The sequence below is a fragment of the Neisseria sp. P0001.S007 genome (genome assembly GCF_051963655.1).
Taxonomy (GTDB): Bacteria; Pseudomonadota; Gammaproteobacteria; order Burkholderiales; family Neisseriaceae; genus Neisseria; species Neisseria subflava_A.
This window is the reverse complement of record NZ_JBQCUB010000010.1, coordinates 52,694-78,470: the sequence shown is the minus strand read 5'-3', so window position 1 is coordinate 78,470 and position 25,777 is coordinate 52,694. Positions and strand designations below refer to the sequence as shown.

Below are 25,777 nucleotides of genomic sequence, written 5' to 3'. Positions count from 1 at the left end.
CGTCTGAAAATGAGGAATCCCGAAAAATCGGCATTACGCAAACAGTTCCGCCGCGCACGCGCCCAAATGAGCGCAGACGAGCGCAACGCCGCCACCGAAACCATCAACCGCCTGCTCAAGCCCTACATCAAAAAAGGACGGAAAATCGGCGTGTATTGGCCGATGGGCAAGGAATTGCGATTGGACGGCTTTGTCCGTGCCGCACAAAAACGCGGCGCCAAACTCTACCTGCCCTATATCGAACCGAACACGCGGCGGATGTGGTTCACCCCCTACCCTGCCGACGGCGCCAAACAAGAACGCAAACGCGGCCGCGCCAAATTGCATGTCCCCCAATTCACCGGCAAAAAAATCCGCGTCCACCAACTCAGCCTGCTGCTGGTCCCCATCGTCGGCATCGACAAACGCGGCTACCGCCTCGGACAAGCCGGCGGCTATTACGACGCCACCCTCTCCGCCACGAAATACCGCCTGCAAACCCAAACCCTGGGCGTAGGCTTCGGCTGCCAACTGACTGACACCCTACCGACCGAACCGCACGACCTGCCGCTGGACGGGTTTGTATCGGAGTCGGGCGTGCTGGTGTTCAAACATCATTAATCAATAGCTTTCAGACGACCTCAGAGATGCTGTCCGCTAAGACACTATAAAAGGTCGTCTGAAAACTCAAACCATCAAATACAAAGGAAACCCCATGACTGATTTCTCATCCACTCCCGTTTTATCCTTCGACCGCGTCCGTCTCGAACCTTTAACAACGGCACACGAAGCCGGTTTGCGCGAAGCTGTTTGCGACGGCGAAGTTTGGAAGCTCAACGTAACCACCGCGCCCGAACCCCACCAAGTGGCGGACTATATCCGTACTGCTATGCAAACCCGTCTCGCCTTTGCCGTCATCGACGAAGATACGGGCAAAATCGTCGGTTCGACTTCGCTTTACCACATCGACCCCGCCATCCCGCGTCTGTATATCGGTTACACATGGTATGCCCTGTCGGCACAGCGCACGCACATCAATACCGCCTGCAAAATCATGTTGCTCGACTACGTTTTCGACACTTTAAACTGCCGTTGCGTCTGCTGGCAGACCGACAACCTCAACACCGCCTCCCAACGCGCCATCGAACGCTTGGGCGCACACCAAGACGGCATCTTGCGCTGCCACAAGCTGCGGAAAGACGGCAGCGTGCGCGATACGGTTGAATACAGCCTGCTGCGTGAGGAATGGCCGCAGGCAAGGGTAAAACTGCTCGAAAAAGCGGCAGCTTATGACGCGTCCTGAAAAAACGTTTTCTTCTTCATTTTTTCATCAGAACACACCCATCTTGCTGACAATCCGAACTCTTTAAAAAATTAATGAAATAAGGTGCAATACCGTCAATCCCCTGATAAATAAAGGCCGTCTGAAACTTTCAGACGGCCTTATTCGGATTAAGCCTTACTTCGCTCCCTTAAATCCGCGTTTCAAATGTACCATCAGTAATGCGACGGCGGCAGGTGTTACGCCGGAAATGCGGCTGGCTTGGCCGACGGTTTCGGGTTTGTGCTGGTTGAGCTTTTGCTGCACTTCTGCCGACAAACCTTTAACCTTGCTGTAATCAATATCCTCGGGCAGCTTTAAGGTTTCGATGTCGCGGCGGCTGTCGATTTCTTCGTTTTGGCGGTCGATATAGCCTTGGTATTTGACTTGAATTTCGACTTGTTCGACCACGCTGTCGGCAAGTGCGGTTTCAGGTTGTGCGTCGGGCAGGGTCATCAGCGCGGCGTAGTCGAGGTTCGGGCGGCGCAGGAGGTCGTGCAGGTTGGCTTCGCGGCTGAGTTTTTGGCCGAATACGCGCAGCTGCTCTTCTTCGGCGAGTTTTTGCGGCGTGTACCACGTTGTTTTCAAACGTTGGATTTCGCGTTCGATGGCTTCGCGTTTTTCGTTGAACATGCGCCATTGTTCTTCACCCACCAAGCCGATTTTGTAGCCGTCTTCGGTCAGGCGCATATCGGCGTTGTCTTCCCTGAGTTGCAGGCGGTATTCGGCGCGGCTGGTGAACATGCGGTAGGGCTCGTTCACGCCTTTGGTGATGAGGTCGTCCACCAATACGCCGAGATAGGCTTGTTCGCGGCGCAGCAGGAGCGGGTCTTGTTCACGGACGTATTGCACGGCGTTTGCGCCTGCGAGCAGGCCTTGCGCGGCGGCTTCTTCGTAACCGGTGGTGCCGTTGATTTGTCCGGCGAAGAAGAGGCCTTGGATGGTTTTGGTTTCGAGGCTGGCTTTGAGGTTGCGCGGATCGAAGTAGTCGTATTCGATGGCGTAGCCAGGGCGCAGGATATGGGCGTTTTCGAGACCTTTCATGCTGCGCACGAGGGCGATTTGGATGTCGAACGGCAGGCTGGTGGAGATACCGTTTGGATAGTATTCATGCGTGGTTAGGCCTTCGGGTTCGAGGAAAATCTGGTGGCTGTCTTTGTCGGCGAAGCGGTTGATTTTGTCTTCGATAGACGGACAATAACGCGGACCCACGCCTTCGATTTTGCCGGTAAACATCGGGCTGCGGTCGAAGCCTGAGCGGATGATGTCGTGGGTTTGCATGTTGGTATGCGTAATCCAGCAGGACACTTGGCTCGGGTGCATATCGGCGCTGCCGCGTACGGACATTACAGGAACGGGTGTGTCGCCGGGCTGTTCGGTCAGTTGGGAGAAATCAATCGTGCGTCCGTCAATACGCGGCGGCGTGCCGGTTTTCAGACGGCCTTGCGGCAGGTTCAATTCGCGCAAACGGCCGCCCAAGGATTTGGCGGCTGGGTCACCGGCGCGGCCACCTTCGTAGTTTTCCAAACCGATATGGATTTTGCCGGACAAAAACGTGCCGGCGGTCAACACGACGGCGCGTGCTTTAAACTCCACGCCCATCGCGGTAACCACGCCGCTGATGCGTTCGCCGTCAAGCGTGACGTCTTCGACGGCTTGTTGGAAAAGGTCGAGGTTTTCTTGGTTTTCCAACATTTCGCGGATGGCGGCTTTATATAGGATACGGTCTGCCTGCGCGCGCGTGGCTCGCACTGCCGCGCCTTTGCTGGCGTTCAAGCGGCGGAACTGGATACCGGATTTGTCGGTTGCCAACGCCATTGCGCCGCCTAATGCGTCGAGTTCGCGCACGAGGTGGCCTTTGCCGATACCGCCGATGGAGGGATTGCACGACATTTGGCCGAGGGTTTCGATGTTGTGTGAAAGCAGCAGGGTTTGCGCACCCATGCGTGCGGCGGCAAGCGCGGCTTCGGTACCTGCATGGCCGCCACCGACAACAATCACGTCGTAGGTTTTGGGGTAAATCATGTAAGTCATGTTTATGTGTTCTGTAAAGGTTTCAGACGGCCTTTTGTTGATCAGGCCGTCTGAAAAGTGGAATCAAATCTTAAAAAACCAAGCTTAGAAGGTATAGCCTGTTTCCAATTCGTCATCGCCGACCAATTCGACCAGCAACGCATACAGCGGCGCCAAATCGTTGTAACGGCGGGATACGCGGCGCAAATAGTTCAAGAAGCGCGGAATTTCAGGACGGTATTTGTCTTTGCCGTCGCGGTAGTACAGGCGGGCAAAAATACCGGCCACTTTCAAATGGCGTTGTACACCCATCCATTCAAACCAGCGGTAGAACTCGTCAAACTCGGCAGGTACAGGCAGCTGGGCAGCGCGTGCTTTTTCCCAGTAACGGATGACCAAGTCCAATACAAATTCTTCTTCCCATTCGATAAATGCATCGCGCAGCAGCGACACCAAATCATAGGAAATCGGGCCGTAAAGCGCGTCTTGGAAGTCCAACACGCCCGGGCGGCCTTTTGCCAGCATCAGATTGCGGACGATAAAGTCGCGGTGAACGTAAACTTTAGGTTGTGCCAACAGGGGCGGCAGCAAAGTATCGACGGTTTGCTGCCACAACTGGCGTTGCTTGAAGGTCAACTCGCGGCCCAATTCTTTGGCCACAAACCATTCGGGGAACAGGTTAATCTCGCGCAGCATGACTTCGCGGTCGTATTCCGGCAGTTTGCCGGGTTGGCTGGCTTTTTGCAGTTCGATCAGTTCGTCGATGGCTTCGAGCAGCAGGGCTTTGTGGGCGGTTTCGCTGTTTTCCTGATTCATGGCGGTCAGGAATGTGGTATTGCCCAAATCGTTCAACACCATAAAGCCCAACGCTTCATCCACATGAAGCACTTGCGGCACATTGACCATGTTAAACAGTTTTTGTACTTTCAAATAAGGTGCAACACTCATCTTCTCAGGAGGCGCGTCCATACAGATGACAGTCTGGCCGTCTGAAAACGTCGCACGGAAATAACGGCGGAAGTCGGCATCGGCTGCCGCAAAGCTCAATTCGAACGGCTGGTTCGGGTAAACAGACTCCAGCCAGTTTTGTAATTCGGTTTGTCGTTGCATAGCGGTATCGCAGAATTTCAGGTTACAATAATCGCTATTCTAACTGGCAAACCGATTTAAGGGGCGATTTTGGCTCGTTTATTTTCACTCAAACCCTTGGTACTCGCCTTAATTATGGGCTTTGGCGCAACAGCCGTGCGCGCGGAAGATGCTTCTGTTCCGCAGGCGGAAGACTATACCCCTGCCCACACCGCTGCGTCCAAACCGGCAAAAACCAGCCAAAGCGAAGCCGATCCGCTTTCCTTGGGCAGCACTTGCCTGTTTTGCGACCACGAAGATGCCAAGCCTGCCGAAACCGCCGAAATCAAACGCAGTGGCGAGCCTGCCCTGCCCGCCGATTACACCCGCGTCAACGCCGATAAAATAGAAGGTCAGACCCAAGTCGGCGTCCGTGCCGAAGGCGACGTCATTGTCGAGCGCAATGCCGATGTTCTCAACGCCGATTGGGCGCAATACGACCAAGCCACCGATACCGTGACCGCCGGCGACCGCTTTACCCTGTATCAAAACGGTTCGACCGTATCCGGCGACCAATTGGTTTACAACCTCAAAGACCAAACCGGTTCCGGCACTGCCGTACGCCTCAATACCGAACAAGGCGGCCGCCGCCTTCAAAGTGTCAGCGAAAAAGCCGAACTCAAAGGCAAAGGCCTCTACAAACTCATCAATACCAAATTCAACACCTGTTCACCCGGCGATGCCAGCTGGTATATCCAAGCGCAAAGCATTGAAGCCGATGAGTCAACAGGTATCGGCGTGGCCAAACACGCTTCGCTCGTATTCGGCGGCGTCCCCGTCCTCTACACGCCTTGGGCAGACTTCCCCATCAACGGCAACCGCAAAAGCGGCCTGCTCGTTCCGACCATTGCCACAGGTTCAGACGGCCTTGAGCTGAGCCTGCCCTACTACTTCAACCTTGCCCCAAATTTGGATGCCACCATCCGCCCGAGCATCATCAGCAAACGAGGTGTGCAACTGGGCGGCCAAGTCCGTTATCTGCAACCGAATTACAGCGGCGAAGTCGATGGCGACTGGATGCCGAACGACCAAAAAAGCGTCCACAACAACCGCTACCAGTTCAAATGGAAACACCAGCAGCAGCTGAACAGCAAAATCAGCGGCGGCATCAACTATAACCAAGTTTCCGACGATGATTACTACCGCGACTTCTACGGCCGCGAAGACATCGCGCGCAACGTCAACCTAGACCGTCAGGCATGGATCAATTACAGCGACAAACTGTTGGGCGGCAGCTTCGACGGCTCGTTGCGCGTACAAAAATATCAAACGCTGGCCAACCAAGACGGTTATAAAGACGAGCCTTATGCCATCATGCCCCGTCTGACCGGCCGTTGGCAAAGCCATATCGGCAAGGCTCAGCTCAACGTATTAGGCCAATTCACCCACTTTGACCACGATACCAAGCAAGACGGCAGCCGCGTGGTACTCTACCCGAGCGTCAAATGGGACTTCCACAACCAATGGGGCTACATCCGACCTAAAGTCGGCGTACATGCCACTTATTACAGCCTCAACAGCTTCAACGGTCAAAGCGGCCGCAATGTCAGCCGCGTCCTACCGATTATCAACGTCGACAGCGGCCTGACTTTCGAGCGCAGGGCCCAGCTCTTCGGCGGGGAATACCTGCAAACGCTTGAACCGCGCCTGTTTTACAACTACATTCCGACCAAGTCCCAAAACGACCTGCCTAATTTCGACAGCTCTGAAAACAGCTTTACCTACTCGCAACTGTTCCGCGAAAACTTGTATTCGGGCAACGACCGCATCAATTCGGCCAACAGCCTGACGCTGGCCACACAAAGCCGCATCCTCAACCCCAACACCGGTGCGGAACTCTTCCGTGCAGGTATCGGCCAGAAGTTCTACTTCAAAAACGACAACGTCCTGCCTGACGGCAGCGTCAGCCGTTATCCGCGCAGCCAGTCCGACTGGGTAGCCTTTGCACACGGCAACATTACCCCGAGCATCCGCATCGACTTGGACATCCACTACAACCAAAACCAAAGCCGTGCCGAAAGCTACGCCGCAGGGGTCGCCTACAACCCCGAACCCGGCAAAGTCTTAAGCGCGCGCTACAAATACGGACGCAACGAGCGCATCTATCTGCAAGCCAACGGCAACTATTTCTACGACAAACTCAGCCAAGTCGACCTTGCCGCCCAATGGCCGTTGAGTAAAAACCTGTACGCCGTCGCACGTTACAACTACGAAATCGAAGCCAAAAAACCGCTGGAAATGCTCATCGGTGCAGAATACAAAAGCAACTGCGGCTGCTGGAGCGCAAGCTTGGTCGGCCAACGCTATGTTACCGGCGAAAACAGCCACAAAAACGCCGTATTCTTCAACCTCCAACTCAAAGACTTGAGCAATATCGGCAACAACCCATTCGAAAAACTCCGCTTAGCCATTCCCGGTTACAGCAAAACCAACGAGGTAGTCAAACAATGAACTTCAAACCCCTGATTCTCGTCGCCGCACTCACTCTCGCAGTAGGCGCACACGCCGCCCCTAAAGCCAAAGCAGGCAAAGCGCGCGCAGCCAAAGCCCCTGCCGTCAGCGCCACCACCATGCCTGCCGTACAAAGCGGCGTACATCTTTCAGACGGCATTGCCGCAGTTGTCGACAACGAAGTCATTACCCACCGCCAAGTAGAACAAGCCGTGGCGCAGGCACGTCAAACCATGCCGAAAGGCACACAAATGGACGCCAACGAGCTGCGCCAACAGGTTTTGGCACAAATGATCAACCAATCCCTGATCCTCCAAGCCGGCAAACGCCGCAACATCCAAGCGACCGATAGCGAAATCGAAGCCGTCATCGCGCACAACCCCAACATCAAAAATCCGTCTGCCGCCGTCCGTCAAGACATCGCCGACAGCATTATTGTTGAAAAAGTGCGCCAACAAGCCATCATGCAAAACAGCCGCGTGAGCGACTCCGAAGTGGCACGCTACATCGAGCAGGCCAAACAACAAGGCATCACCCTGCCCGAAGCCGACCCTGTGCGCCAATATCATGCCCAACACATCCTCATTAAAGCCGACAACGACAATGCCGCCGTCGGCGCAGAAAGCACCATCCGCAAAATCTACTCACAAGCCCGCAGCGGCGCAGATTTCGGCGGTTTGGCACGCCAATATTCGCAAGACAGCAGCGCCGGCAATGGCGGCGATTTGGGCTGGTTTGCCGACGGCATGATGGTTGCCCCGTTTGAAGAAGCCGTCCACAAACTCAAACCCGGCCAAATCAGCGCCCCTGTCCGCACCCAATTCGGCTGGCACATCATCAAGCTGAACGACGTCCGCGAAGCAGGTACGCCTGAAGAGCGCCAACAAAACGCCGTCCGCCAATACCTGTCCCAACAAAAAGCACAACAGGCGACCACCAACCTCCTGCGCGAACTGCACAGCAGCTCCTACGTTGACGTACGCTAATCGCGCGTATTGTTAAAAAAGCAGAAATCCGTACAATAAGGCCGTCTGAAACCGATTATTCAGACGGCCTTTTCTCCTTTTACTTAAGCAACCCATTGATTAAAGCACCCCATCATGCCTATCCGTCCCAACTGGCAAACCGCCACCCTGCTGCAAGCCGAAGAAACCGCCATTACCTCCGCCCACACCGGCCGCACCTACCGCATTCAAGCCGCGGCACTCGGCGAGCGTCCGGCAGGCGGCTATCCCGTACTGTATATTCTTGACGGAGATGCCTTTTTCCCCGCCATCCTCAATATGGCGCAATCCCTGCTCATCAATCCCATTACCAAAAGCCATGCCGCCTGTCTGATTGTCGGTATCGGCTACACCGGCGGCACCATCCGCGACTTAAGCCAACGCGCCCTCGACTACACGCCGCCGCTGCCCGACAACGCGCCCGAATCCGAACGCAAACAATACGGCCAAGCCGACCGCTTCAGCCACTTTATCGATGACGAACTCTCCGCCCTGCTCAACAGCAAATACCGCATCGATACCCAAAACCAAGCCGTCTTCGGCCATTCGTTCGGTGCCTTGTACGGCCTCTATTCCCTATTCACCCGTCCCGAACGATTCCGCCATTATTTGCTGGTTTCGCCGTCTATCTGGTGGCAAGACCGCCGCGTACTCGATTGGCTGCCCGACACTTTACCGCAAGGAATCGGCATCCGCCTTGGCGCAGGCGAATATGAAGGCAGAAACAACCGCCCCGACCAAACCAGCCACGGCATGGTCGCACAAGCCAAAATCCTTGCCGGCACTTTGCACCACCTCGGCGCGGATGTCCGCTTTACCCTCTACCCCAACGCCAATCACGGCAACGCCCCGTTTTACGCCCTGACCGACTGCATCGAATATTTGCGCAGCGCATGGCAACGTTGAAGCAGGTTCGCCAAACATCAAGGCCGTCTGAAATGCAAACTTAGAAGCGTATTGAACCTATTGGATCAATCTAAAATCCAATTATAAAAAGGCCGAGACCTTCGCAATAACATAGGTTGAGACCTTTGCAAAGGTCTCGGGGCATGAAAAAGGGAGAGGCTACCTGAAAAATAGATTTTCAGGTAGCCTCAAACCGGTTTGGCATGCATCCGAAACGGAAAATTTGAGCGGTTACATACCTTGGGTTGGTGGCAGTGTTATTTCAACTTGGCTGCCAATTCGTCGAATTTTTGTTTGATGTCGGCCTTGAAGGCTTCCACTTTCTCTTTGCGTTCGGCTTTGCGCTGTTTTTTCCAAGCTTCGTGTGCCTGACGTGCCACTTCTTCCTGCGCTTCTATTGCTGCCAATACGTCCTGTTGGGCAACGGCTGCATCTTGCCGGAGAATAACGGTTTTGAAACGGTGGAAGAAAGCATCCAATACAGCCTCGTCGGATTCTTGCGCCAAAATAATGATTGCAGTACTGCCGTTATCCAGTTTTTTGGCTGTATTTTCCAGCAACGCCCCCTCTCCCAATGTTTGGGCAGTGCCTACATCACTGCCGATGAGTGCGCCAGTAGCTCCACCCAACAGAACACCGATAGGACCGCCGAGGATGCCGACCAGCGAACCAATGAGGCCGCCCGTCCATGTGCCTTCGACCGTATTGGCGGTAAAGTCGGTGCTTTCTGCTGGGATAATCAGACCATTTTCCTTTTTAACCAAAACGGCTTGTGCCACCAAAGCATCTGTTGTCTGCGAGTAAGCTTTCAATTCAGAAAAGGCTTGATAAGCTTCGCTGGAGATGTCGAATAAGGCAACGATGATGTTTTGTTTCATAAGTCCACTCCCGTAGATTGAAAGATTTAAGAACATACTAGTTGTATGCAGTGTCATTGTAAATTACAAGGGGGGGGGGGGAGCAATGCGGCAAACAGAACTTTACCTATATAAAGCCTGTAGAACCGGCAAACGGATAACGAACAATACCCAGCCTTACCTGTAGGAAATCGTCGCGTTGTTTACACCACAGGTTGAGAGAAATAAGCCTACAAGACCTCAAGCGTCGTCTGAAATCCGTTTCCACTCCAACGCTAAATCGTACAAGGTTTTTTTGCTTTCGCCGGTAATCTTGGCGGCAAGCTCGGCGGCTTGTTTGGTCGGCAACTCGGCCGCAAGGATTTTCATGGTATTTTGCGCCGCTTCGGGCAAATCGCTGTGCTTCTCTTTCACCGCAGGGTGCAACACCAGCACCATCTCGCCGCGCGTTTGGTTGCTGTCATTTTTAAGGGCGGCTTGAATTTCGGCAACCGTGCCGCAGAGGAAGGTTTCAAACGTTTTGGTAATTTCGCGCGCCAATGTCAAACGGCGTTCGGGGAACTGCGCGGCCATATCCGCAAGGCTTGCTTCGATACGGTGCGGCGTTTCAAACATCACAATCGGAAAATCGGCTTCCACCCATTTGGTCAACAGTTTTTGGCGTTCGCCGGCCTTAGGCGGCAGGAAACCGTTGAAGTAAAAATCGGATTCCGTCACACCGGCCACGCTCAACGCCCCCATGACCGCGCTTGCGCCGACCACAGGCACCACTTTAAATCCGGCTTCGCGCACGCGGGCGGCAAGTTTCGCACCCGGATCGCACACCGCTGGCGTACCCGCATCCGAAACTTGGGCGACGCTCAGGCCGTCTGAAAGATGGCCGATGATTTTGTCGGCCATTTGCTGCTCGTTGTGTTCGCGAACGCTCACGAGTTTGCCCTGAATGCCGTATGCGCTCAAAAGCTGGGCGGTAACACGGGTGTCCTCGGCGCAGATAATGTCGGCCTTTTGCAGAACGGCCAGTGCGCGCAGCGTTATGTCGGCTAAATTGCCGATGGGTGTGGCGACAACGTATAATGTCTGTTTTTCGATGCTGTCGACTGCTTTTTGCAGGTGTTTTGTGTACATAGATTCAAGGCCGTCTGAAACGGCGTCTCTTTAAAAACAATGATTATATAACGGGTAAACTTTTCATGCGCTTAAACCACAAACAGGGGGCGGCGGCCGAAGATGCGGCGCTGGTATTCCTGCTGGGCAAAGGCTGCTCGCTGCTGGCGCGGAACTGGCATTGCGCCTACGGCGAAATCGATTTAATCGTCAAAAACGGCGGTACGATTGTGTTTGTTGAAGTAAAATACCGCAAAAACCGAGGTTTCGGTGGTGCCGCATACAGCATCTCACCGTCCAAATTATTGAAATTGCAACGAAGTGTAGAGTATTATCTGCAAAAGCACGGGTTAAACCATGCGCCCTGCCGCCTGGATGCGGTACTGATCGAGGGTGACGGCCAACCCGAATGGATTCAAAATATTACAGGTTAACCTCATGACAACATTACAAGAACGCGTTTCCGCACATTTTGCCGAGAGCATCCGCGCCAAGCAGGAAGCCGAAAAAGTACTGGTCGAGCCGACCGCACAGGCCGCCGAGCTGATGCTGCAATGCCTGATGAACGACGGCAAAATCCTAGCCTGTGGCAACGGCGGTTCGGCTGCCGACGCGCAACACTTCGCCGCAGAAATGACCGGCCGTTTTGAAAAAGAACGTATGGAATTGGCGGCTGTCGCGCTGACGACGGATACTTCCGCACTGACCGCCATCGGCAACGACTACGGTTTCGACCACGTATTCAGCAAACAAGTGCGCGCGCTCGGACGTGCCGGCGACGTATTGGTCGGCATCTCCACCTCCGGCAATTCCGCCAACGTCATCGAAGCCATCAAAGCGGCACACGAACGCGATATGCACGTCATCGCCATGACCGGACGCGACGGCGGCAAAATCGCCGCCATGCTCAAAGATACCGACGTTTTGCTCAACGTCCCTTATCCGCGCACCGCCCGCGTTCAGGAAAACCATATCCTGCTGATACACGCCATGTGCGACTGTATCGACTCCGCCCTGCTTGAAGGCATGTAACCCTTTCTTTTCAGACGGCCCATCCCTTAAAAGCCGTCTGAACGCCCAACCGTCCATACCCAAGGAAAAGGATATGAAGAATATCAAACGCTACGCCCTCCCCGTTCTGACAGCGACCCTCTTGAGCCTGAGTCTGAGCGGCTGCGTCGGCGCACTGATCGGCGGTGCTGCCGTCGGCACCAAATCCGCCGTCGACCGCCGCACCACAGGCGCGCAAACCGACGACAACGTTATGGCCCTGCGTGTCGAAACCACCGCACGCTCCTACCTGCGCCAGAACAACCAAGTCGAAGGCTACAAGCCCAAACTGAACGTTGTCGGCTACAACCGCCACCTGCTCCTGCTCGGCCAAGTGGCCACCGAAGGCGAAAAACAATTTGTTGAACGTATCGCCCGTTCCGAACAAGCCGCAGAAGGCGTGTACAACTACATTACCGTCGCCTCGCAAGCGCGTTCGCTCGGCGACGTGACCAACGACACCTGGGGCACATCCAAAGTCCGCGCCGCCCTGTTGGGCCTCAGCCCGGCCACCCAAGCACGTGTCAAAATCGTAACTTACGGCAACGTGACCTATGTCATGGGTATCCTCACGCCCGACGAGCAAGCTCGCGTGACCCAAAAAGTCAGCACGACCGTCGGCGTACAAAAAGTCGTGACCCTCTATCAAAACTACGTTGCCAACTGATTCACAGGCAACCCGGGGCCGTCTGAATATTCAGACGGCCATTCCTCCAACGATTACCTGACCCATCATGTCCAAGAATAATAAAACCCCTTTCCAACTTAAGCCCAAACACCTAATCCGCGCTTTATTCCTTGTCAGCTTTATCGCCGTCGCAGCCCTTGTCGCCGGCGTATTCAGCACCCTAAACTCCGGTAAAACCGACGTACCCGAAAAAAGCCCTGCCGAACAAACCGATACACGCATTGAAGTTTGGCGCCCCAACGGCGCAGTCGAACCTGAAACCGTCCAACCCGCCCAAGAAGGCGACGCGAAAACCGCCTCCGGCAATCCTGTTGTCCCACAAAACGAAAAAGGCGAAAAAGCGGAAGAAGGTGTAAAAAATGACCGCCCCACTACACACCGCAGCAAACGCACAGAAAACAAACGCGCCGAAACCGACAAATCAGAAAAAACACAATCCGACAACAGCAGCCCTGCCGCTCCAAACACACCTCAAACAGACAGCCAGCCGGTAGCAAACAAAGCCGCAGACAGCAAACCGGCCGCACAAGCAGCAGAAAACAAACCGGCAAAAGCCAAAGCCCCCGAGTCCAAACCGACTCCCAAAGCCGAGCCTGAGACCAAACCACAAACCAAACCGCGCAACAAAGACAATCTCGACAACCTGTTTTAAACAGACGGCACACCCGTCCCGTTCAGACGGCCCCCATGCCGTCTGAAACAAGAAGGAAACCTCATGGACAAAGTCATCATCAAAACCCCCGAAGAAATCGAAAAAATGCGCGAACTCGGCCGCTTGGTCGCCGAAGCCCTCGACTACATCGGCCAATTCGTCAAACCCGGCGTCACCACCAACGAAATCGACAAACTCGTTTACGATTACCACGTCAACGTCCAAGGCGGTTATCCCGCCCCCCTCAACTACGGCAACCCGCCCTACCCGAAATCCTGCTGCACCTCCGTCAACCACGTCATCTGCCACGGCATTCCCGATGACAAGCCGCTGAAAGAAGGCGACATCGTCAACATCGACCTGACCATTAAAAAAGACGGCTTCCACGGCGATTCCAGCCGTATGTTTACCGTCGGCAAAGTCTCCCCGATTGCCCAACGCCTGATCGACGTGACCCACGCCTCCATGATGGCGGGTATCGAAGCGGTCAAACCCGGCGCTACCCTCGGCGATGTCGGCTATGCCTGCCAACAGGTTGCCGAAAATGCCGGCTACTCCGTCGTACAGGAATTCTGCGGACACGGCATCGGCCGCGGTTTCCACGAAGCGCCGCAAGTGGTCCACTACGGCCGCAAAGGTGAGGGCCTCGTCCTCAAACCGGGCATGATTTTCACCATCGAGCCGATGATCAACCAAGGCAAACGCCATCTGCGCATCCTGAACGACGGTTGGACAGTGGTCACCAAAGACCGCTCCCTCTCCGCCCAATGGGAACACGAAGTTTTGGTTACCGAAACCGGCTACGAAATCCTCACCGTCAGCCCTGCCAGCGGTAAGCCTTAACCTTGAAAAAACCTTCAGGCCGTCTGAAAACATAGATTCAGACGGCCTAAAATTTATTCGCATTCTCAATCCAGAAAACCGAATAAAAACTCGAAATTAAGTTTTTACCCAGATTGAATTGTTTAATTATGTAAAAATTTGCTTATGCCATATCTAAGATAACCGCATAATTTAATGATTTATATAACAAAATTTTACTGAAATAATGAATTAAGAAATATTTACACAAATTATGGCAGACAGCAGAAAACTTCTTTCGAATATACTGTCTAATTATCTAGATCAGCCATTTGCAATACGCCCACATATCACCCCAAAAAACAATAGGGAAAAGGATGCCGGCATTCTTGCAGACCTTTTTTATGCCTAATGGCATACACTAAATACCACAATAAGGAAGATTCATGAAATCGTTCGAAAAAATTGAAAATATCCGCGATATCCGTAAAAAACTCGGCCTGAACCAAATGGACTTCTGGAGTCGCATTGGTGTGACTCAATCCGGTGGTTCCCGTTACGAGTCCGGCCGCAATATGCCTAAACCTGTACGCGAATTGCTGCGTTTGGTACACATCGAGCGCGTAGATTTGGCTAAAGTTAACCGTGACGACTTGGCCGTTGCTTCCCTGCTGAAAAACCGCGACCCTGAGTTGTACGCTTCTCTGAAAAAAGAAGCCAAAGCCGACAAAGGCAAATAATCAAGCTATTCAAAAGGCCGTCTGAAACTCTTTTCAGACGGCCTTTTTACTTTCTATACCCTAAGGGCATGTCGCATACATGCCCTTTTTCATTTACGGCTGATACTGTTTGAAATAGTTCAACACGGTTTGCGGCAGCCATTGCAGATTCAGACGGCCTTGATTGCGGCTGACAAAGCCGACATGACCGCCGTATGCCGGTTGCAGCAGCGTAACAGCCGAGGACACGTCCCGCCAGGTCGGCAGGGCTTCCGGCGGCAGGAAAGGGTCGTTGACGGCATTAAGCAACAGCAACGGCGTATCCACGCCTTTCAGGAACGGCTTGCAGGAATTGCGGCGGTAGTAATCGTGGCGGTCGGCAAAACCGTGTAGCGGCGCGGTAAAGCGGTCGTCAAAATCGCCAAGCGTTTTGCAGTTTTGCTGGCTTAAGGCCGTCTGAAACTGAGGAATCGCCTGGGCTTTCGGCAACAGCGAATTTAAAAAATAGCGCGTGTAAATCAGTCGCGTCATGCCCTGATCAAAACGCGTACCGGCCGCCACGGCATCAACCGGTGCGGAAACGACGGCAGAAGCATGCGGAACGGCATTGCTGCCCTGTTCGCCCAAATATTTGGCCAAGGCATTACCCCCCAAAGAAACGCCGACGGCATAGATGGTTGAATAGCGTTGTGCCAGCGTGTTGAGCATAAAGGCGATTTCAGGCGTATCGCCGAGGTGGTAGAACACGGGCGCTGTGTTTTCTATGCCGCCGCAACTGCGGAAATGGGCAACCACGCCGTTCCAACCGCGCTGCTGCACGGCTTTCATCAATTCGACCGCGTAATGGCTCTCGCTGCTGCCTTCCAGTCCGTGGAACAAAACCACCAACGGCGCATCGGGATCGGCGCTGTCGACAAAATCGTAGGCAACTTGGGTTTTGCCGGTGCTGTCGGGCAGAAGCTCGCGGCGGTAGTCGGGCGCCTTGCCTTGCAGCAGCTTGGCAAACAGGGTCTCGGCATGGCCGTTTCTGAGCCAATAAGGCGTGTTGGGTGAACGTGTATTCATGATTTATTTCTTCTATTTTTCAGACGGCCTGAAGATGAGCATATACACCAGCAAGGCAGTCAGCGTGCCGTTTGTCCAACCTGCCCAAACGTCGGTGGGATAATGCACGCCCAAATAAATGCGTGAAAACCCGGTCAACAGGGCAAAGGAAATACCGCCTATCCAAGCGGCGCGGCGGTAGCGCGTGCGGCGGCAAAGCAATATCAGCATGACGGCAATGGCGGCGGAAAACGTACTGTGGCCGCTGGGGAAGGAAAAATTGCTCTCTTCAATCAGGCGCGGCCAAAGCAGCGGACGTTCGCGGGCAAACCAAACCTTCACAATCAGCATGTTCAAAGTCGGCACCAATGCCGCCAACACGCAAAACAGTGCTTCGCGCTTCTTATCGGCAAAATACAGGGCTGCAGCGACTGCACCGATCAGCGGCACGGCAATCGCGGTTTTGCCCAGATAGTGCAACACGGTGGCAATCGGGTCAAACCATGTTCCTGCGTGGGCATGGACGGCGTGCATCAGCGGCGGCTCAAAAGCAAAGCCGCCATATTGCGCCAGCCAAATGCCGATAATGAGGGTCGGCGGTAAAAACAGCAAAGAAGCGAAAGTCAGTGCGCGTCTGGATTGGGCCGGGGATAAGTGCATTATTCCACCGTTTCTTTCAAAGTCGCGCCAATCGCCTGCAAACCCTGCAACGCATCTTCCCACGCAGCATCCAGCAAGCGGCAGGCCTCGCCTTCCGCTTTGATGCCGAATTCGATATGCGGCGGAGTATAACGGCCGTCTGAATCGGTACGGCCCACGGTGGGCAAGCTGTACGAACGGATACCAGCGTAGGTACGCTCAAGATGTTCCATAATCGGCGTAATGCGCGATTCGGGTTGGTCGAACACATACACGCTGCGGCTGCCGCGTTCGGTTTGGTTGAAGCGGTCGGCGTAATAAGTTTCCAATACCCATTCGGCCATCGGGTGCGCCATCACGGGGAAGCCGGGGAAGAAATAATGCCCGCGGATGGAAAATCCGGCGATGTTGTTAAACGGATTGAGCACCAATTCCGCGCCTTCGGGAAAATCCGCCATTTTCAGGCGTTGGGCGTGCTCCGGCGAATCAAGCGGCTCGCCGCGTTTCAGGGTTACGCCTTCGATAAACTTGGCGGCTTCAGGATGACGGACGACGGGCAAATCCAAAGCAGCCGCTGCGGCTTGGCGGGTGTGGTCGTCAGGCGTAGAGCCGATACCGCCGGTAACGAAAGTCGGCAGGCCGTCTGAAAAACTGCGGCGCAGTTGTTTGACCAGCAATTCGGGTTCATCAGGCAGATATTGCACCTGATTGAGCTTCAGCCCGCGCGATTCCAATAAAGATTTGAAAAAGGCGAAATGCTTGTCTTGGCGGCTGCCGTGCAGGATTTCGTCGCCGATGATGATGAGGTTAAAAGCGTTCATGATGAGGTTTCTTTAATGCGGCCTTCCGAACATTCAGACGGCCTAATTGCTGACAATATATTCCATTTATAAGATAATGGTTTCAACTTTTCAAGTCTGGAGAAATTCCCATGAGCCAAAACCACACCATTTTACAAAATCTCCCCGTCGGCCAAAAAGTCGGCATCGCCTTCTCCGGCGGTCTTGATACCTCTGCCGCACTGCTGTGGATGAAACTCAAAGGCGCGCTGCCTTATGCCTACACTGCCAACCTCGGCCAGCCCGACGAAGACGATTACAACGCCATTCCTAAAAAAGCGATGGAGTACGGCGCAGAAAACGCCCGCTTGATTGATTGCCGCGCACAACTGGCACACGAAGGCATTGCCGCCATCCAATGCGGCGCGTTCCACGTTTCCACCGGCGGCATCGCCTATTTCAACACCACGCCTTTGGGCCGCGCCGTAACCGGCACCATGCTCGTTTCCGCCATGAAAGAAGACGATGTGAATATCTGGGGCGACGGCAGCACCTACAAAGGCAACGACATCGAGCGTTTCTACCGTTACGGCCTCTTGACCAATCCCGCGCTGAAAATCTACAAACCTTGGCTCGACCAACAATTTATCGACGAACTCGGCGGCCGTCACGAAATGAGCGAATTTCTGATTGCCAACGGCTTCAACTACAAAATGTCGGTGGAGAAAGCCTACTCCACCGACTCCAACATGCTGGGTGCCACCCACGAAGCCAAAGACTTGGAATTCCTCAACAGCGGCATCAAAATCGTCAAACCCATCATGGGCGTTGCCTTCTGGGACGAAAACGTCGAAGTCAAACCCGAAGAAGTCAGCGTGCGCTTTGAAGAAGGCGTGCCGGTTGCATTGAACGGCAAAGAATACGCCGACCCCGTCGAACTCTTCCTCGAAGCCAACCGCATCGGTGGCCGCCACGGTTTGGGCATGAGCGACCAAATCGAAAACCGCATCATCGAAGCCAAATCGCGCGGCATCTACGAAGCCCCGGGCATGGCATTGTTCCACATCGCCTACGAACGCTTGGTAACCGGCATCCACAACGAAGACACCATCGAACAATACCGCATCAACGGCCTGCGCCTCGGCCGTCTGCTCTACCAAGGCCGCTGGTTTGACAGCCAAGCCCTCATGTTGCGCGAAACCGCCCAACGCTGGGTCGCCAAAGCCATTACCGGTGAAGTTACCCTCGAGCTGCGTCGCGGCAACGACTACTCGATTCTGAACACCGAATCGCCCAACCTGACCTACCAACCCGAACGCCTGAGCATGGAAAAAGTCGAAGACGCAGCGTTCACACCGCTCGACCGCATCGGCCAACTGACCATGCGCAACCTCGACATCACCGACACCCGCGCCAAACTGGGTATTTACTCGCAAAGCGGTTTGTTGGCATTGGGCGAAGGCTCCGTATTACCGCAGTTGAATAATAAGGAGTAGAATGAGGGGGCTTTAAAGCCCCCTTATTTTTAAAGGAATAAAATGAAAGAATATAAAGCCGTCATTTATCAAGAGAACCTGCTGTCCAGTTTGGTTTTCGGCAGCGCCAAAATCAATCCGGTCAAATTCAGCGATTTCCTCAACAGCCACGCTTCGCAAGGCTGGAAGGTCGTTACCATGGAAAAAGACCAACGCCGCATGCTGCTGTTTTTCGTGCGTGAAGCCTACGTCGTCATTTTGGAAAAAGAACGTGTTTAAACTCGGCGTCTATGCCTGTCTCGGATTGTTCGTCGGCTGGGTGTTGCTCTTGATTTTGCAACTGTGGTTTGCCTTTATCGACGCCGATTTGTTTTTCAAAATCACCCTGACCATGGCAGGTCTTTTCATTATCATTCTGGCCAGTTTGCTGGTCATCAGCCAGTATTTTGCCGAAAAGAAAATGAAAGACGACGGATTTATCAACTGATACTACTTCAGGAAGCACCATGTATGCTTTATCCGAAACCTTGACGCAACATCCTTGTTTAATAGACGAGGCCGTCTGAAATTTAAGTTTCAGACGGCCTTATTACCCTTCCCAAATTTATCAAATACCATGAAATTCTTTTCCCACTTTTATCTTGAAAACCATATGTATTTCAACGACTACTTGAAATACGTCCTGATTTTCGCCGCCCTCGTCATCCTCCTGCTCGCCGTATCGCAATACCTGCGCCACCGTATGGACACCAAATACCGCGACCTGAGCATTATTGCGCTGTTGTTGCTCATCCTCATCTGCGGCACGCAATATCTTTCATACAGCGAGCGTCAAAACTTTGCCGCCGATACTTCGCGCATGGTGGGTTTTCTCAATGCCTTGATTGAAAACCAAAAAGTTGAAAAACAAGACATCATCGTCAACAGCACGCGCCTGTTCAACGGCATGATTGTCGGCATCAAAAGCCAATATTACGAAGTCCATTTCAATCAAGACTTCTCCGCCTACACGCTGACGCCCATCAATTTGGTCAACAACAATATCGAACTCATCGATAAAGAATAACAGGATACACACACATGGAAGCATACTCCCTGCTCGCCCTCAAACTGCTGATGGGTATTTTAGGTTTGATTTTGCAAATCAACCTCTTAGGTAAAGGCAACCTCGCGCCGACCTCCGCCATGGACCAAGTGCAAAACTATGTACTCGGCGGCATCATCGGTGGCGTGATTTACAGCGACAGCGTCGGCCTGTTGCAATTTTTCCTCGTGCTGATTTTGTGGACGCTGTTGGTCTTGAGCCTGAAATTCATCAAAAACCACAACCGCTGGGTCAAATCCATCATTGACGGCAAATCCGTCTGGGTTATCGTCAACGGCAAAATCCAAACCGATGAATGCATGAAAAACGGCATCAGCGCACACGACCTCATGTTCAAACTCCGCGCCGCCGGCATCTACGAAATCTCTGCCGTCAAACGTGCCGTGATGGAACAAAACGGCCAGCTCGCCGTCATTAAGTACGGCGACGAAAGCATGCGCTATCCACTGATTACAGACGGCCAAGTCGACCCCGACATCCTCGAAATCATTAAGCGTGATGAAGAGTGGCTGCAACAAGAACTCGACCGCCTCCACCTTGAAGCCTCGCAAGTCTATATCGGCGAATACATAGACGGAAAATTGGTGGCACACCGTTATCCTTCTTGATTTGAAAATAGCAGGCCGTCTGAAACCTTAATTTCAGACGGCCTTTTTGTATTCAGCCCAAACACTGATTTTTTAATCGCGATATTCAAACGTTGTGCCCAAAAATTGAGCCAGCGCAGAGACGTGGGAATGCCGGGGATCTTTGACGGCGGTCAGCAGCAGGATATTGCCGTGTTGCCGCTCCAAATCCAGCAGCCGTTTGATCGCGGCCTGCTCGGTATCGCCTTGCAGCTCTTCGTGATAACGGCTGACAAAACCGTCAAAATTCTCAGCCGGATTTTCATGATACCAGCGGCGCAGGTTTGCACTGGGCGTAATGTCTTTGAGCCAAATCGCCGTAGCGAAAACTTCTTTATGGACGCCGCGCGGATAAAGGCGGTCGATAAAGACGGCGGTCTGTTCGGGATTCGGCTGATAAGCATAAATGCGTTGTACGGTAAACATTTTTTCTCGTCTCCAATGGATTCAGGCCGTCTGAAAATTCAGACGGCCTGATATTTTTTAGGTTTAGAACAGTTTTTTGACTTCGGCTTCGATATCTTCGGCACGCATAAAGGTTTCGCCGATCAGGAAAGTATGCACGCCGTGGCCGCGCATGAAATCGACGTCTTCTTTGTTGCGGATGCCGCTTTCGGTTACAACGGTTTTACCGTTCAATTCAGGCAAGAGATCGAGGGTTTGTTGCAGGGTCACTTCAAACGTACGCAGGTTGCGGTTGTTGACGCCCCACAGCGGCGTGGTCATGTTGCGGCATTTTTCCAGCTCGGACGCATCGTGCAATTCTAACAAGACAGTCATGCCCAATTCGTGGGCAACGGCTTCAAAACGCTCAAGCTGCTCTGCTTCCAAGGCGGCGGCAATCAGAAGAACCGCATCCGCACCCCACGCGCGCGCCTGATAGATTTGGTATTCGTCAATGATGAAATCTTTACGCAAGACCGGCAGCGCCACAGCCGCACGCGCCTGTTTCAAATACTCGGGTGAGCCTTGGAAATAAGGTTCGTCCGTCAACACGGACAAACAGGCCGCGCCGGCTTTTTCATAGGCAACGGCGATTTCGGCAGGATGAAAATCAGGGCGGATCAGGCCTTTGCTTGGGCTGGCTTTTTTGACTTCGGCAATAATGGCGGGCAGATTCTGCGCGTGTTTTTCACGGATCGAGCCGATAAAGCTACGAACCGGCGCAGCAGCCTGCGCTTGGGCTTTGATGTCTTCCAAGGAAACGGCGGCTTTTTGGGCGGCCACTTCTTCTGCTTTGGTGGCAAGGATTTTGTTGAGAATATCGGTCATGGCGTTTTTCTATTGGGGCTGATTTTCGAGTTTGAATCGTGCAACATGCTGTCGCAGATTAGATTTCAGACGGCCTGAATGCCGCTATTTTAATGGTTTGAAAAAAGGCGGGCAAGAATGCCCGCCTTTGTGTCTGCTTCAATTTAGTGATGAATGCCCAAAACGGACGCATTGTGGCTGATGATTTCGTCCGCCAAAGTCGGATTGTCGTTCAGCTTGATACCGTAGCCGGGCACCAATTCTTTCAGACGGCCTGACCATGCCTCGATACGGCCCGGGAAGCATTGGTTGATCAGCTTAATCATCAAAGGCACGGCGGTTGATGCGCCTGGAGACGCGCCCAGCAATGCGGCCAGCGAGCCGTCGGCATGGGCAACGATTTCGGTACCGAATTGGAGTATGCCGCCTTTTTTCGGGTCTTTTTTGATGATTTGTACGCGTTGACCGGCGGTAATCAGTTCCCAATCGTCAGGATTGGCTTCCGGATAATACTCTAAGAGCGAAGCGAAGCGTTCTTCTTTGGTTTTACGCAATTCGCCCAAGAGATATTTGGTCAGCGGCATATTAGCCCAACCGGCGCGGAGCATAGGATAAAGGTTGTCCATTTGGATGGACATCGGCAGATCCATGAGCGAGCCTTGTTTGAGGAAGTTGGGGCGGAAGCCTGCGTATGGGCCGAACATCAGATGGCGTTCGCCGTTTACGTTGCGGGTATCCAAGTGTGGAACGGACATAGGAGGCGCGCCAACGGAAGCTTGGCCGTACACTTTGGCATTGTGTTGGGCAACAGTTTCAGGGTTGCTGTTGCGGAAGAACAGGCCGGAAACAGGGAAGCCGCCGTAGCCTTTGCCTTCCGGAATACCGGATTTTTGCAGCAGGGTCAGTGCGCCGCCGCCTGCACCGAGGAAGAGGAAGCGGGTACGGAGGGTCAAATGGTCTTCATGGTTTTCGGTGTTACAGGTTTTGAGTACCCACGCGCCGTCAGATTCGCGTTTGATGTCTTCAACATGGCGGTTGAATTCCATTTTCACGCCTTTTTCGCGCAGATATTGCACCATTTGGCGGGTCAGATTACCGAAATCAACGTCCGTACCCTCGGCGGAGTAGTTGGCGGCAATGGGTTGGCTTTCATCACGACCGTTGACAACCAGCGGCGCCCATTCGGTAATTTTGGCGCGGTCGGTAGAAAACTCCATTTTTTCAAAGAGTTTTTGGGTTTTGAACACGTCGAAACGTTTTTGCAGATAACTGCAATGGTCAGTGTTCATCACCAGCGACATATGGGGGACGGAATTGATGAAAGTGCGGTCGGTCAGTTTGCCTTCTTCAACCAAAGTCGCCCAAAATTGGCGGCTGATATGGAATTGTTCGGCAATATTGAGGGCACGGGTCGGATCGATCGTGCCGTCGGCAGTCAGGGGCGCATAGTTCAATTCACACAGTGCAGAGTGTCCCGTACCGGCATTGTTCCATGCATTTGATGATTCCAACGCTACATCTTCCAAGCGTTCGATCAGGGTGATTTCCCAAGACGGTTCGAGTTCTTTGAGCAATACGCCCAAAGTAGCGCTCATAATGCCGCCGCCTACTAATACGACATCGGTTGCTTCAGCCATGGTTTTACTCCTACTAAAGTCAGGCATGGTTTGCCTTGTGGTTATCTATCATTATAAACAACTGATTTCATAGGAATTATTTTGTATTTTTGTTGTATGTGAAACTTTTGTTGCCTGCTGAGTTTCCGAGCGTAAATGGCGGAAGGCAGTTTCGGTTTGGGTTCCAGATTTCAGGTCTTTATAATATGTTATTGAGAATTTAGTAGATTTTACGGAGAAATGCAAAGATTTTCTGTTCGGTTCATATAAAAATAAGAGATTAGGCCGTCTGAAAACGTTTTCTTAACCTTTATCCGCCAACGTTTGCTAAGAAAAAAGAATTTTTCATTTCTTTTTTAATTGACCGTTTTTGTCAGCAATTTCAGCGCTAACAAACGTGAATCAACCGCCAATCTGCTATCATTTCGACTTATCCCACAACAAGGCAAACCGCCATGTATCTGACACAAGAAAAACCCTACCGCCCCCTATTGGTCGCACTGATGTTCCTCACCCTGCCGCTGGCGATGATATTGCACAATATCGTGCAAATCGCCTTTTCAGACGGCCAAGGCCTGCTGATAACGGTCAAAGACGGCACATGGGCATGGCAAAGCGGTTGGCAGGATTCCGTTGCATGGTTTGTCTGCGGCATGTTTGCCTTCCTCAACCTGCCGATTGCCGGCGGACTGACCAAGCTGGCGTATAAAAAAATGATGCGCCGGCATTCGCGTTACGCCATCTTCCTTGCCGGTGTCGCAGCGTGTGCCTCAGCGGTGGCAGGCTTGATTTTTGAAGCCATCTTAGGCAATGCCGCATTGGCAGGCATGCGTGGGCAAGGCGTGTTCTACTACACCCTCTCCGTATGGATCATCGCCATGCTGACCCTGCCCAAACAGCTCACGCGCGCGCCGGAGCAGCCCATCGTCTTTCACAAGATGAAACGTTGATTCAACAGGCGCAAACATTTTCAGACGGCATGCTTTCCGTTACCATTACATCCAACGCGTTTTAACCAATAAGGAATAACAAATGAATCAGGCGCAACAGCTCCGCGACGGCATACAGGCACTGGGTTTGGACATCGACGAAGCCAAACAGGCCAAACTCCTAGACTATGCCGCCCTGCTGCAAAAGTGGAACAAAACCTACAACCTGACCGCCCTGCGCGATCCCGCCCAAACCGTCAGCCATCACCTGCTCGACAGCCTGACTCTCCTGCCCTATATCGAACACGCGCAAACCATGCTCGACGTCGGCTCCGGCGGCGGACAGCCCGGCATACCCACCGCCATCTGCCGTCCCGACCTCGACATCACCCTCCTCGATGCCAACACCAAAAAAACCGCCTTTCTGCAACAAGCCGTCATCGAACTCGACCTTAAAAACGTCCGCGTCATCAGCGGCCGCGTAGAAGCCGCCGCCGACTGCCGCGCCGACGTCATCACCAGCCGCGCCTTTGCCGAACTCGCCGACTTCGTCAACTGGACCGAGCACCTCCTCAAAGACGGCGGCTACTGGGCAGCCATGAAAGGCGTATACCCGCAAGAAGAAATCGATAAACTGCCCGAAAGCGTCGCCGTCGAAAAAGTCGAAGCATTGCACGTCCCCCAACTCAATGCCGAACGCCATATCGTCATCATCCGCAAAAAGGCCGTCTGAAAACAACCCAAGCATACCGAATAACGGTACAATCCAGCCATCCACACTTAATACGACAGCAAAGCACATGAGCGCACAAATCCTCGCCGTCGCCAACCAAAAAGGCGGAGTCGGCAAAACCACCACCACCGTCAACCTAGCCGCCTCCCTAGCCTCCAAAGGCCGCCGCGTCCTCGTCGTCGACCTCGACCCCCAAGGCAACGCCACCACAGGCAGCGGCATCAACAAAGCCACCATCGAAAACGGCGTTTACCAAGTTGTACTCGGCGAAACCGACATCCCCAACGCCGTCGTCCGCAGCAAAGAAGGCGGCTACGACGTATTGGGCGCTAACCGCACACTTGCCGGCGCAGAAGTCGAACTCGTCCAAGAAATCGCACGCGAAATCCGCCTCAAAAACGCCCTGCAGCTCGTTGCCGACAACTACGACTACGTCCTCATCGACTGCCCCCCATCCCTGACCCTGCTCACCCTCAACGGCCTGGTCGCCGCCAACGGCGTCATCGTCCCCATGCTTTGCGAATACTACGCCCTCGAAGGCATTTCCGACTTAGTGGCCACCGTCCGCAAAATCCGCCAAGCCATCAACCCCGACCTCGATGTAACCGGCATCGTCCGCACCATGTACGACAGCCGCAGCCGCCTCGTCGTCGAAGTCAGCGAACAGCTCAAACAACACTTCGGCAACCTGCTCTTCGACACCGTCATCCCCCGCAACATCCGCCTAGCCGAAGCCCCCAGCCACGGCCTCCCCGCCCTCGCCTACGACGCCCACGCCAAAGGCACCCAAGCTTATCTGGACTTAGCTGATGAACTGATTGCACGGTTGGAAAAATAAACAGAAATATGAATATAAAAAGGCCGTCTGAAAGTTGGGAAATACTTTCAGACGGCCTTTGGTTTA

General features: G+C 53.4%; 29 protein-coding genes. 19 read left to right on the top strand and 10 right to left on the bottom strand.

Annotated features, from left to right (window positions below; genetic code table 11):
• Nucleotides 1-9 precede the first annotated feature (9 nt).
• Both ACTHRE_RS09465 and ACTHRE_RS09460 read left to right on the top strand, forming a co-directional pair.
• Complete coding sequence (locus ACTHRE_RS09465) at nucleotides 10-600, top strand: 5-formyltetrahydrofolate cyclo-ligase (RefSeq protein ID WP_036493707.1); 591 nt, start codon at nucleotides 10-12, stop codon at nucleotides 598-600.
• Nucleotides 601-694: 94 nt separating this feature from the next.
• A complete protein-coding gene (locus ACTHRE_RS09460; protein ID WP_036493705.1) occupies nucleotides 695-1,282 on the top strand; it encodes a GNAT family N-acetyltransferase in 588 nt (195 codons plus the stop codon).
• A 156-nt stretch (nucleotides 1,283-1,438) separates the two neighbouring features.
• Here ACTHRE_RS09460 and mnmG read toward each other — a convergent pair whose 3' ends face one another.
• Together mnmG and amgK are read right to left on the bottom strand one after the other, a co-directional pair.
• A complete protein-coding gene (mnmG, locus tag ACTHRE_RS09455) occupies nucleotides 1,439-3,334 on the bottom strand; it encodes a tRNA uridine-5-carboxymethylaminomethyl(34) synthesis enzyme MnmG (protein ID WP_036493701.1) in 1,896 nt (631 codons plus the stop codon).
• Nucleotides 3,335-3,418: 84 nt separating this feature from the next.
• Complete coding sequence (gene amgK / locus ACTHRE_RS09450; protein ID WP_004520257.1) at nucleotides 3,419-4,423, bottom strand: N-acetylmuramate/N-acetylglucosamine kinase AmgK; 1,005 nt, start codon at nucleotides 4,421-4,423, stop codon at nucleotides 3,419-3,421.
• Nucleotides 4,424-4,492: 69 nt separating this feature from the next.
• On the opposite strand from amgK, the gene ACTHRE_RS09445 reads away from it, so the two are divergent.
• The 3 genes from ACTHRE_RS09445 to ACTHRE_RS09435 all read left to right on the top strand — a co-directional run bounded on the left by ACTHRE_RS09445 (nucleotide 4,493) and on the right by ACTHRE_RS09435 (nucleotide 8,802).
• Nucleotides 4,493-6,892, top strand: a complete 2,400-nt coding sequence (locus ACTHRE_RS09445; RefSeq protein ID WP_440345016.1) for an LPS-assembly protein LptD — start codon at nucleotides 4,493-4,495, stop codon at nucleotides 6,890-6,892.
• Nucleotides 6,889-7,878: a peptidylprolyl isomerase gene (locus ACTHRE_RS09440; RefSeq protein ID WP_250615162.1), complete on the top strand. Its 990-nt coding sequence runs from the start codon at nucleotides 6,889-6,891 to the stop codon at nucleotides 7,876-7,878. Before ACTHRE_RS09445 ends, ACTHRE_RS09440 begins: the two co-directional genes overlap by 4 nt.
• Nucleotides 7,879-7,992: 114 nt before the next feature.
• Nucleotides 7,993-8,802 (top strand): alpha/beta hydrolase, encoded by an 810-nt coding sequence (locus ACTHRE_RS09435; RefSeq protein ID WP_070712223.1) that lies wholly within the window; start codon nucleotides 7,993-7,995, stop codon nucleotides 8,800-8,802.
• Between the two features lie 257 nt (nucleotides 8,803-9,059).
• Here ACTHRE_RS09435 and ACTHRE_RS09430 read toward each other — a convergent pair whose 3' ends face one another.
• Together ACTHRE_RS09430 and rsmI are read right to left on the bottom strand one after the other, a co-directional pair.
• Nucleotides 9,060-9,680 carry a DUF1269 domain-containing protein gene (locus ACTHRE_RS09430; RefSeq protein ID WP_070712222.1) on the bottom strand — a complete coding sequence of 207 codons (621 nt, stop codon included), beginning with the start codon at nucleotides 9,678-9,680 and terminating at the stop codon, nucleotides 9,060-9,062.
• A 219-nt stretch (nucleotides 9,681-9,899) separates the two neighbouring features.
• Nucleotides 9,900-10,787: a 16S rRNA (cytidine(1402)-2'-O)-methyltransferase gene (gene rsmI / locus ACTHRE_RS09425; RefSeq protein ID WP_070712221.1), complete on the bottom strand. Its 888-nt coding sequence runs from the start codon at nucleotides 10,785-10,787 to the stop codon at nucleotides 9,900-9,902.
• 65 nt (nucleotides 10,788-10,852) lie between these two features.
• Between rsmI and ACTHRE_RS09420 the strand changes: the two genes are divergently transcribed.
• From ACTHRE_RS09420 to ACTHRE_RS09395, 6 genes are all read left to right on the top strand, one after another.
• Nucleotides 10,853-11,200, top strand: a complete 348-nt coding sequence (locus tag ACTHRE_RS09420) for a YraN family protein (RefSeq protein ID WP_377073767.1) — start codon at nucleotides 10,853-10,855, stop codon at nucleotides 11,198-11,200.
• Nucleotides 11,201-11,204: 4 nt separating this feature from the next.
• Nucleotides 11,205-11,798 carry a phosphoheptose isomerase gene (locus ACTHRE_RS09415; RefSeq protein ID WP_049359335.1) on the top strand — a complete coding sequence of 198 codons (594 nt, stop codon included), beginning with the start codon at nucleotides 11,205-11,207 and terminating at the stop codon, nucleotides 11,796-11,798.
• A 73-nt stretch (nucleotides 11,799-11,871) separates the two neighbouring features.
• Complete coding sequence (locus tag ACTHRE_RS09410; protein ID WP_036493677.1) at nucleotides 11,872-12,483, top strand: BON domain-containing protein; 612 nt, start codon at nucleotides 11,872-11,874, stop codon at nucleotides 12,481-12,483.
• Nucleotides 12,484-12,550: 67 nt separating this feature from the next.
• The gene (locus ACTHRE_RS09405; protein WP_440345017.1) at nucleotides 12,551-13,156 is read left to right on the top strand and encodes a hypothetical protein; all 606 of its coding nucleotides are present in this window, start codon (nucleotides 12,551-12,553) and stop codon (nucleotides 13,154-13,156) included.
• A gap of 42 nt (nucleotides 13,157-13,198) precedes the next feature.
• The gene (map, locus tag ACTHRE_RS09400; RefSeq protein ID WP_225905510.1) at nucleotides 13,199-13,999 is read left to right on the top strand and encodes a type I methionyl aminopeptidase; all 801 of its coding nucleotides are present in this window, start codon (nucleotides 13,199-13,201) and stop codon (nucleotides 13,997-13,999) included.
• Between the two features lie 404 nt (nucleotides 14,000-14,403).
• Nucleotides 14,404-14,697, top strand: a complete 294-nt coding sequence (locus tag ACTHRE_RS09395) for a helix-turn-helix domain-containing protein (RefSeq protein WP_003684039.1) — start codon at nucleotides 14,404-14,406, stop codon at nucleotides 14,695-14,697.
• Between the two features lie 93 nt (nucleotides 14,698-14,790).
• Here ACTHRE_RS09395 and ACTHRE_RS09390 read toward each other — a convergent pair whose 3' ends face one another.
• Genes ACTHRE_RS09390 through ACTHRE_RS09380 form a run of 3 tightly spaced genes read right to left on the bottom strand, consistent with a single transcriptional unit; the run spans nucleotide 14,791 to nucleotide 17,180 of the window.
• Nucleotides 14,791-15,741, bottom strand: coding sequence for a YheT family hydrolase (locus ACTHRE_RS09390; RefSeq protein ID WP_377073766.1), 951 nt, complete (start codon nucleotides 15,739-15,741; stop codon nucleotides 14,791-14,793).
• A 12-nt stretch (nucleotides 15,742-15,753) separates the two neighbouring features.
• Entirely contained in the window at nucleotides 15,754-16,380 is a 627-nt protein-coding gene (locus tag ACTHRE_RS09385) for a phosphatase PAP2 family protein (protein ID WP_070748568.1), read from the bottom strand.
• Nucleotides 16,380-17,180 (bottom strand): competence/damage-inducible protein A, encoded by an 801-nt coding sequence (locus tag ACTHRE_RS09380; protein WP_440345018.1) that lies wholly within the window; start codon nucleotides 17,178-17,180, stop codon nucleotides 16,380-16,382. Before ACTHRE_RS09380 ends, ACTHRE_RS09385 begins: the two co-directional genes overlap by 1 nt.
• A 110-nt stretch (nucleotides 17,181-17,290) precedes the next feature.
• Between ACTHRE_RS09380 and argG the strand changes: the two genes are divergently transcribed.
• The 5 genes from argG to ACTHRE_RS09355 all read left to right on the top strand — a co-directional run bounded on the left by argG (nucleotide 17,291) and on the right by ACTHRE_RS09355 (nucleotide 20,326).
• Nucleotides 17,291-18,634, top strand: a complete 1,344-nt coding sequence (argG, locus tag ACTHRE_RS09375; protein ID WP_004520241.1) for an argininosuccinate synthase — start codon at nucleotides 17,291-17,293, stop codon at nucleotides 18,632-18,634.
• A gap of 42 nt (nucleotides 18,635-18,676) precedes the next feature.
• Complete coding sequence (locus tag ACTHRE_RS09370; RefSeq protein WP_003749376.1) at nucleotides 18,677-18,892, top strand: DUF4177 domain-containing protein; 216 nt, start codon at nucleotides 18,677-18,679, stop codon at nucleotides 18,890-18,892.
• The gene (locus ACTHRE_RS09365) at nucleotides 18,885-19,100 is read left to right on the top strand and encodes a hypothetical protein (protein ID WP_107997267.1); all 216 of its coding nucleotides are present in this window, start codon (nucleotides 18,885-18,887) and stop codon (nucleotides 19,098-19,100) included. Before ACTHRE_RS09370 ends, ACTHRE_RS09365 begins: the two co-directional genes overlap by 8 nt.
• A gap of 129 nt (nucleotides 19,101-19,229) precedes the next feature.
• The gene (locus tag ACTHRE_RS09360) at nucleotides 19,230-19,679 is read left to right on the top strand and encodes a DUF3290 domain-containing protein (RefSeq protein ID WP_049322464.1); all 450 of its coding nucleotides are present in this window, start codon (nucleotides 19,230-19,232) and stop codon (nucleotides 19,677-19,679) included.
• A gap of 14 nt (nucleotides 19,680-19,693) precedes the next feature.
• Complete coding sequence (locus ACTHRE_RS09355) at nucleotides 19,694-20,326, top strand: DUF421 domain-containing protein (protein WP_049322463.1); 633 nt, start codon at nucleotides 19,694-19,696, stop codon at nucleotides 20,324-20,326.
• Nucleotides 20,327-20,398: 72 nt separating this feature from the next.
• Here ACTHRE_RS09355 and ACTHRE_RS09350 read toward each other — a convergent pair whose 3' ends face one another.
• From ACTHRE_RS09350 to ACTHRE_RS09340, 3 genes are all read right to left on the bottom strand, one after another.
• Nucleotides 20,399-20,770, bottom strand: coding sequence for a DUF488 domain-containing protein (locus ACTHRE_RS09350; RefSeq protein WP_049322462.1), 372 nt, complete (start codon nucleotides 20,768-20,770; stop codon nucleotides 20,399-20,401).
• 63 nt (nucleotides 20,771-20,833) lie between these two features.
• Entirely contained in the window at nucleotides 20,834-21,616 is a 783-nt protein-coding gene (trpC, locus tag ACTHRE_RS09345; protein WP_049322461.1) for an indole-3-glycerol phosphate synthase TrpC, read from the bottom strand.
• 143 nt (nucleotides 21,617-21,759) lie between these two features.
• Nucleotides 21,760-23,232, bottom strand: coding sequence for a malate:quinone oxidoreductase (locus tag ACTHRE_RS09340; protein ID WP_440345019.1), 1,473 nt, complete (start codon nucleotides 23,230-23,232; stop codon nucleotides 21,760-21,762).
• 434 nt (nucleotides 23,233-23,666) lie between these two features.
• Between ACTHRE_RS09340 and ACTHRE_RS09335 the strand changes: the two genes are divergently transcribed.
• The 3 genes from ACTHRE_RS09335 to ACTHRE_RS09325 all read left to right on the top strand — a co-directional run bounded on the left by ACTHRE_RS09335 (nucleotide 23,667) and on the right by ACTHRE_RS09325 (nucleotide 25,711).
• Nucleotides 23,667-24,161, top strand: a complete 495-nt coding sequence (locus tag ACTHRE_RS09335) for a hypothetical protein (protein ID WP_440345020.1) — start codon at nucleotides 23,667-23,669, stop codon at nucleotides 24,159-24,161.
• Nucleotides 24,162-24,243: 82 nt separating this feature from the next.
• On the top strand, nucleotides 24,244-24,873 hold the full coding sequence (gene rsmG, locus ACTHRE_RS09330) for a 16S rRNA (guanine(527)-N(7))-methyltransferase RsmG (protein ID WP_440345021.1): 630 nt from the start codon (nucleotides 24,244-24,246) through the stop codon (nucleotides 24,871-24,873).
• Between the two features lie 67 nt (nucleotides 24,874-24,940).
• The gene (locus ACTHRE_RS09325; RefSeq protein WP_003681348.1) at nucleotides 24,941-25,711 is read left to right on the top strand and encodes a ParA family protein; all 771 of its coding nucleotides are present in this window, start codon (nucleotides 24,941-24,943) and stop codon (nucleotides 25,709-25,711) included.
• The last annotated feature ends 66 nt before the right edge of the window (nucleotides 25,712-25,777 follow it).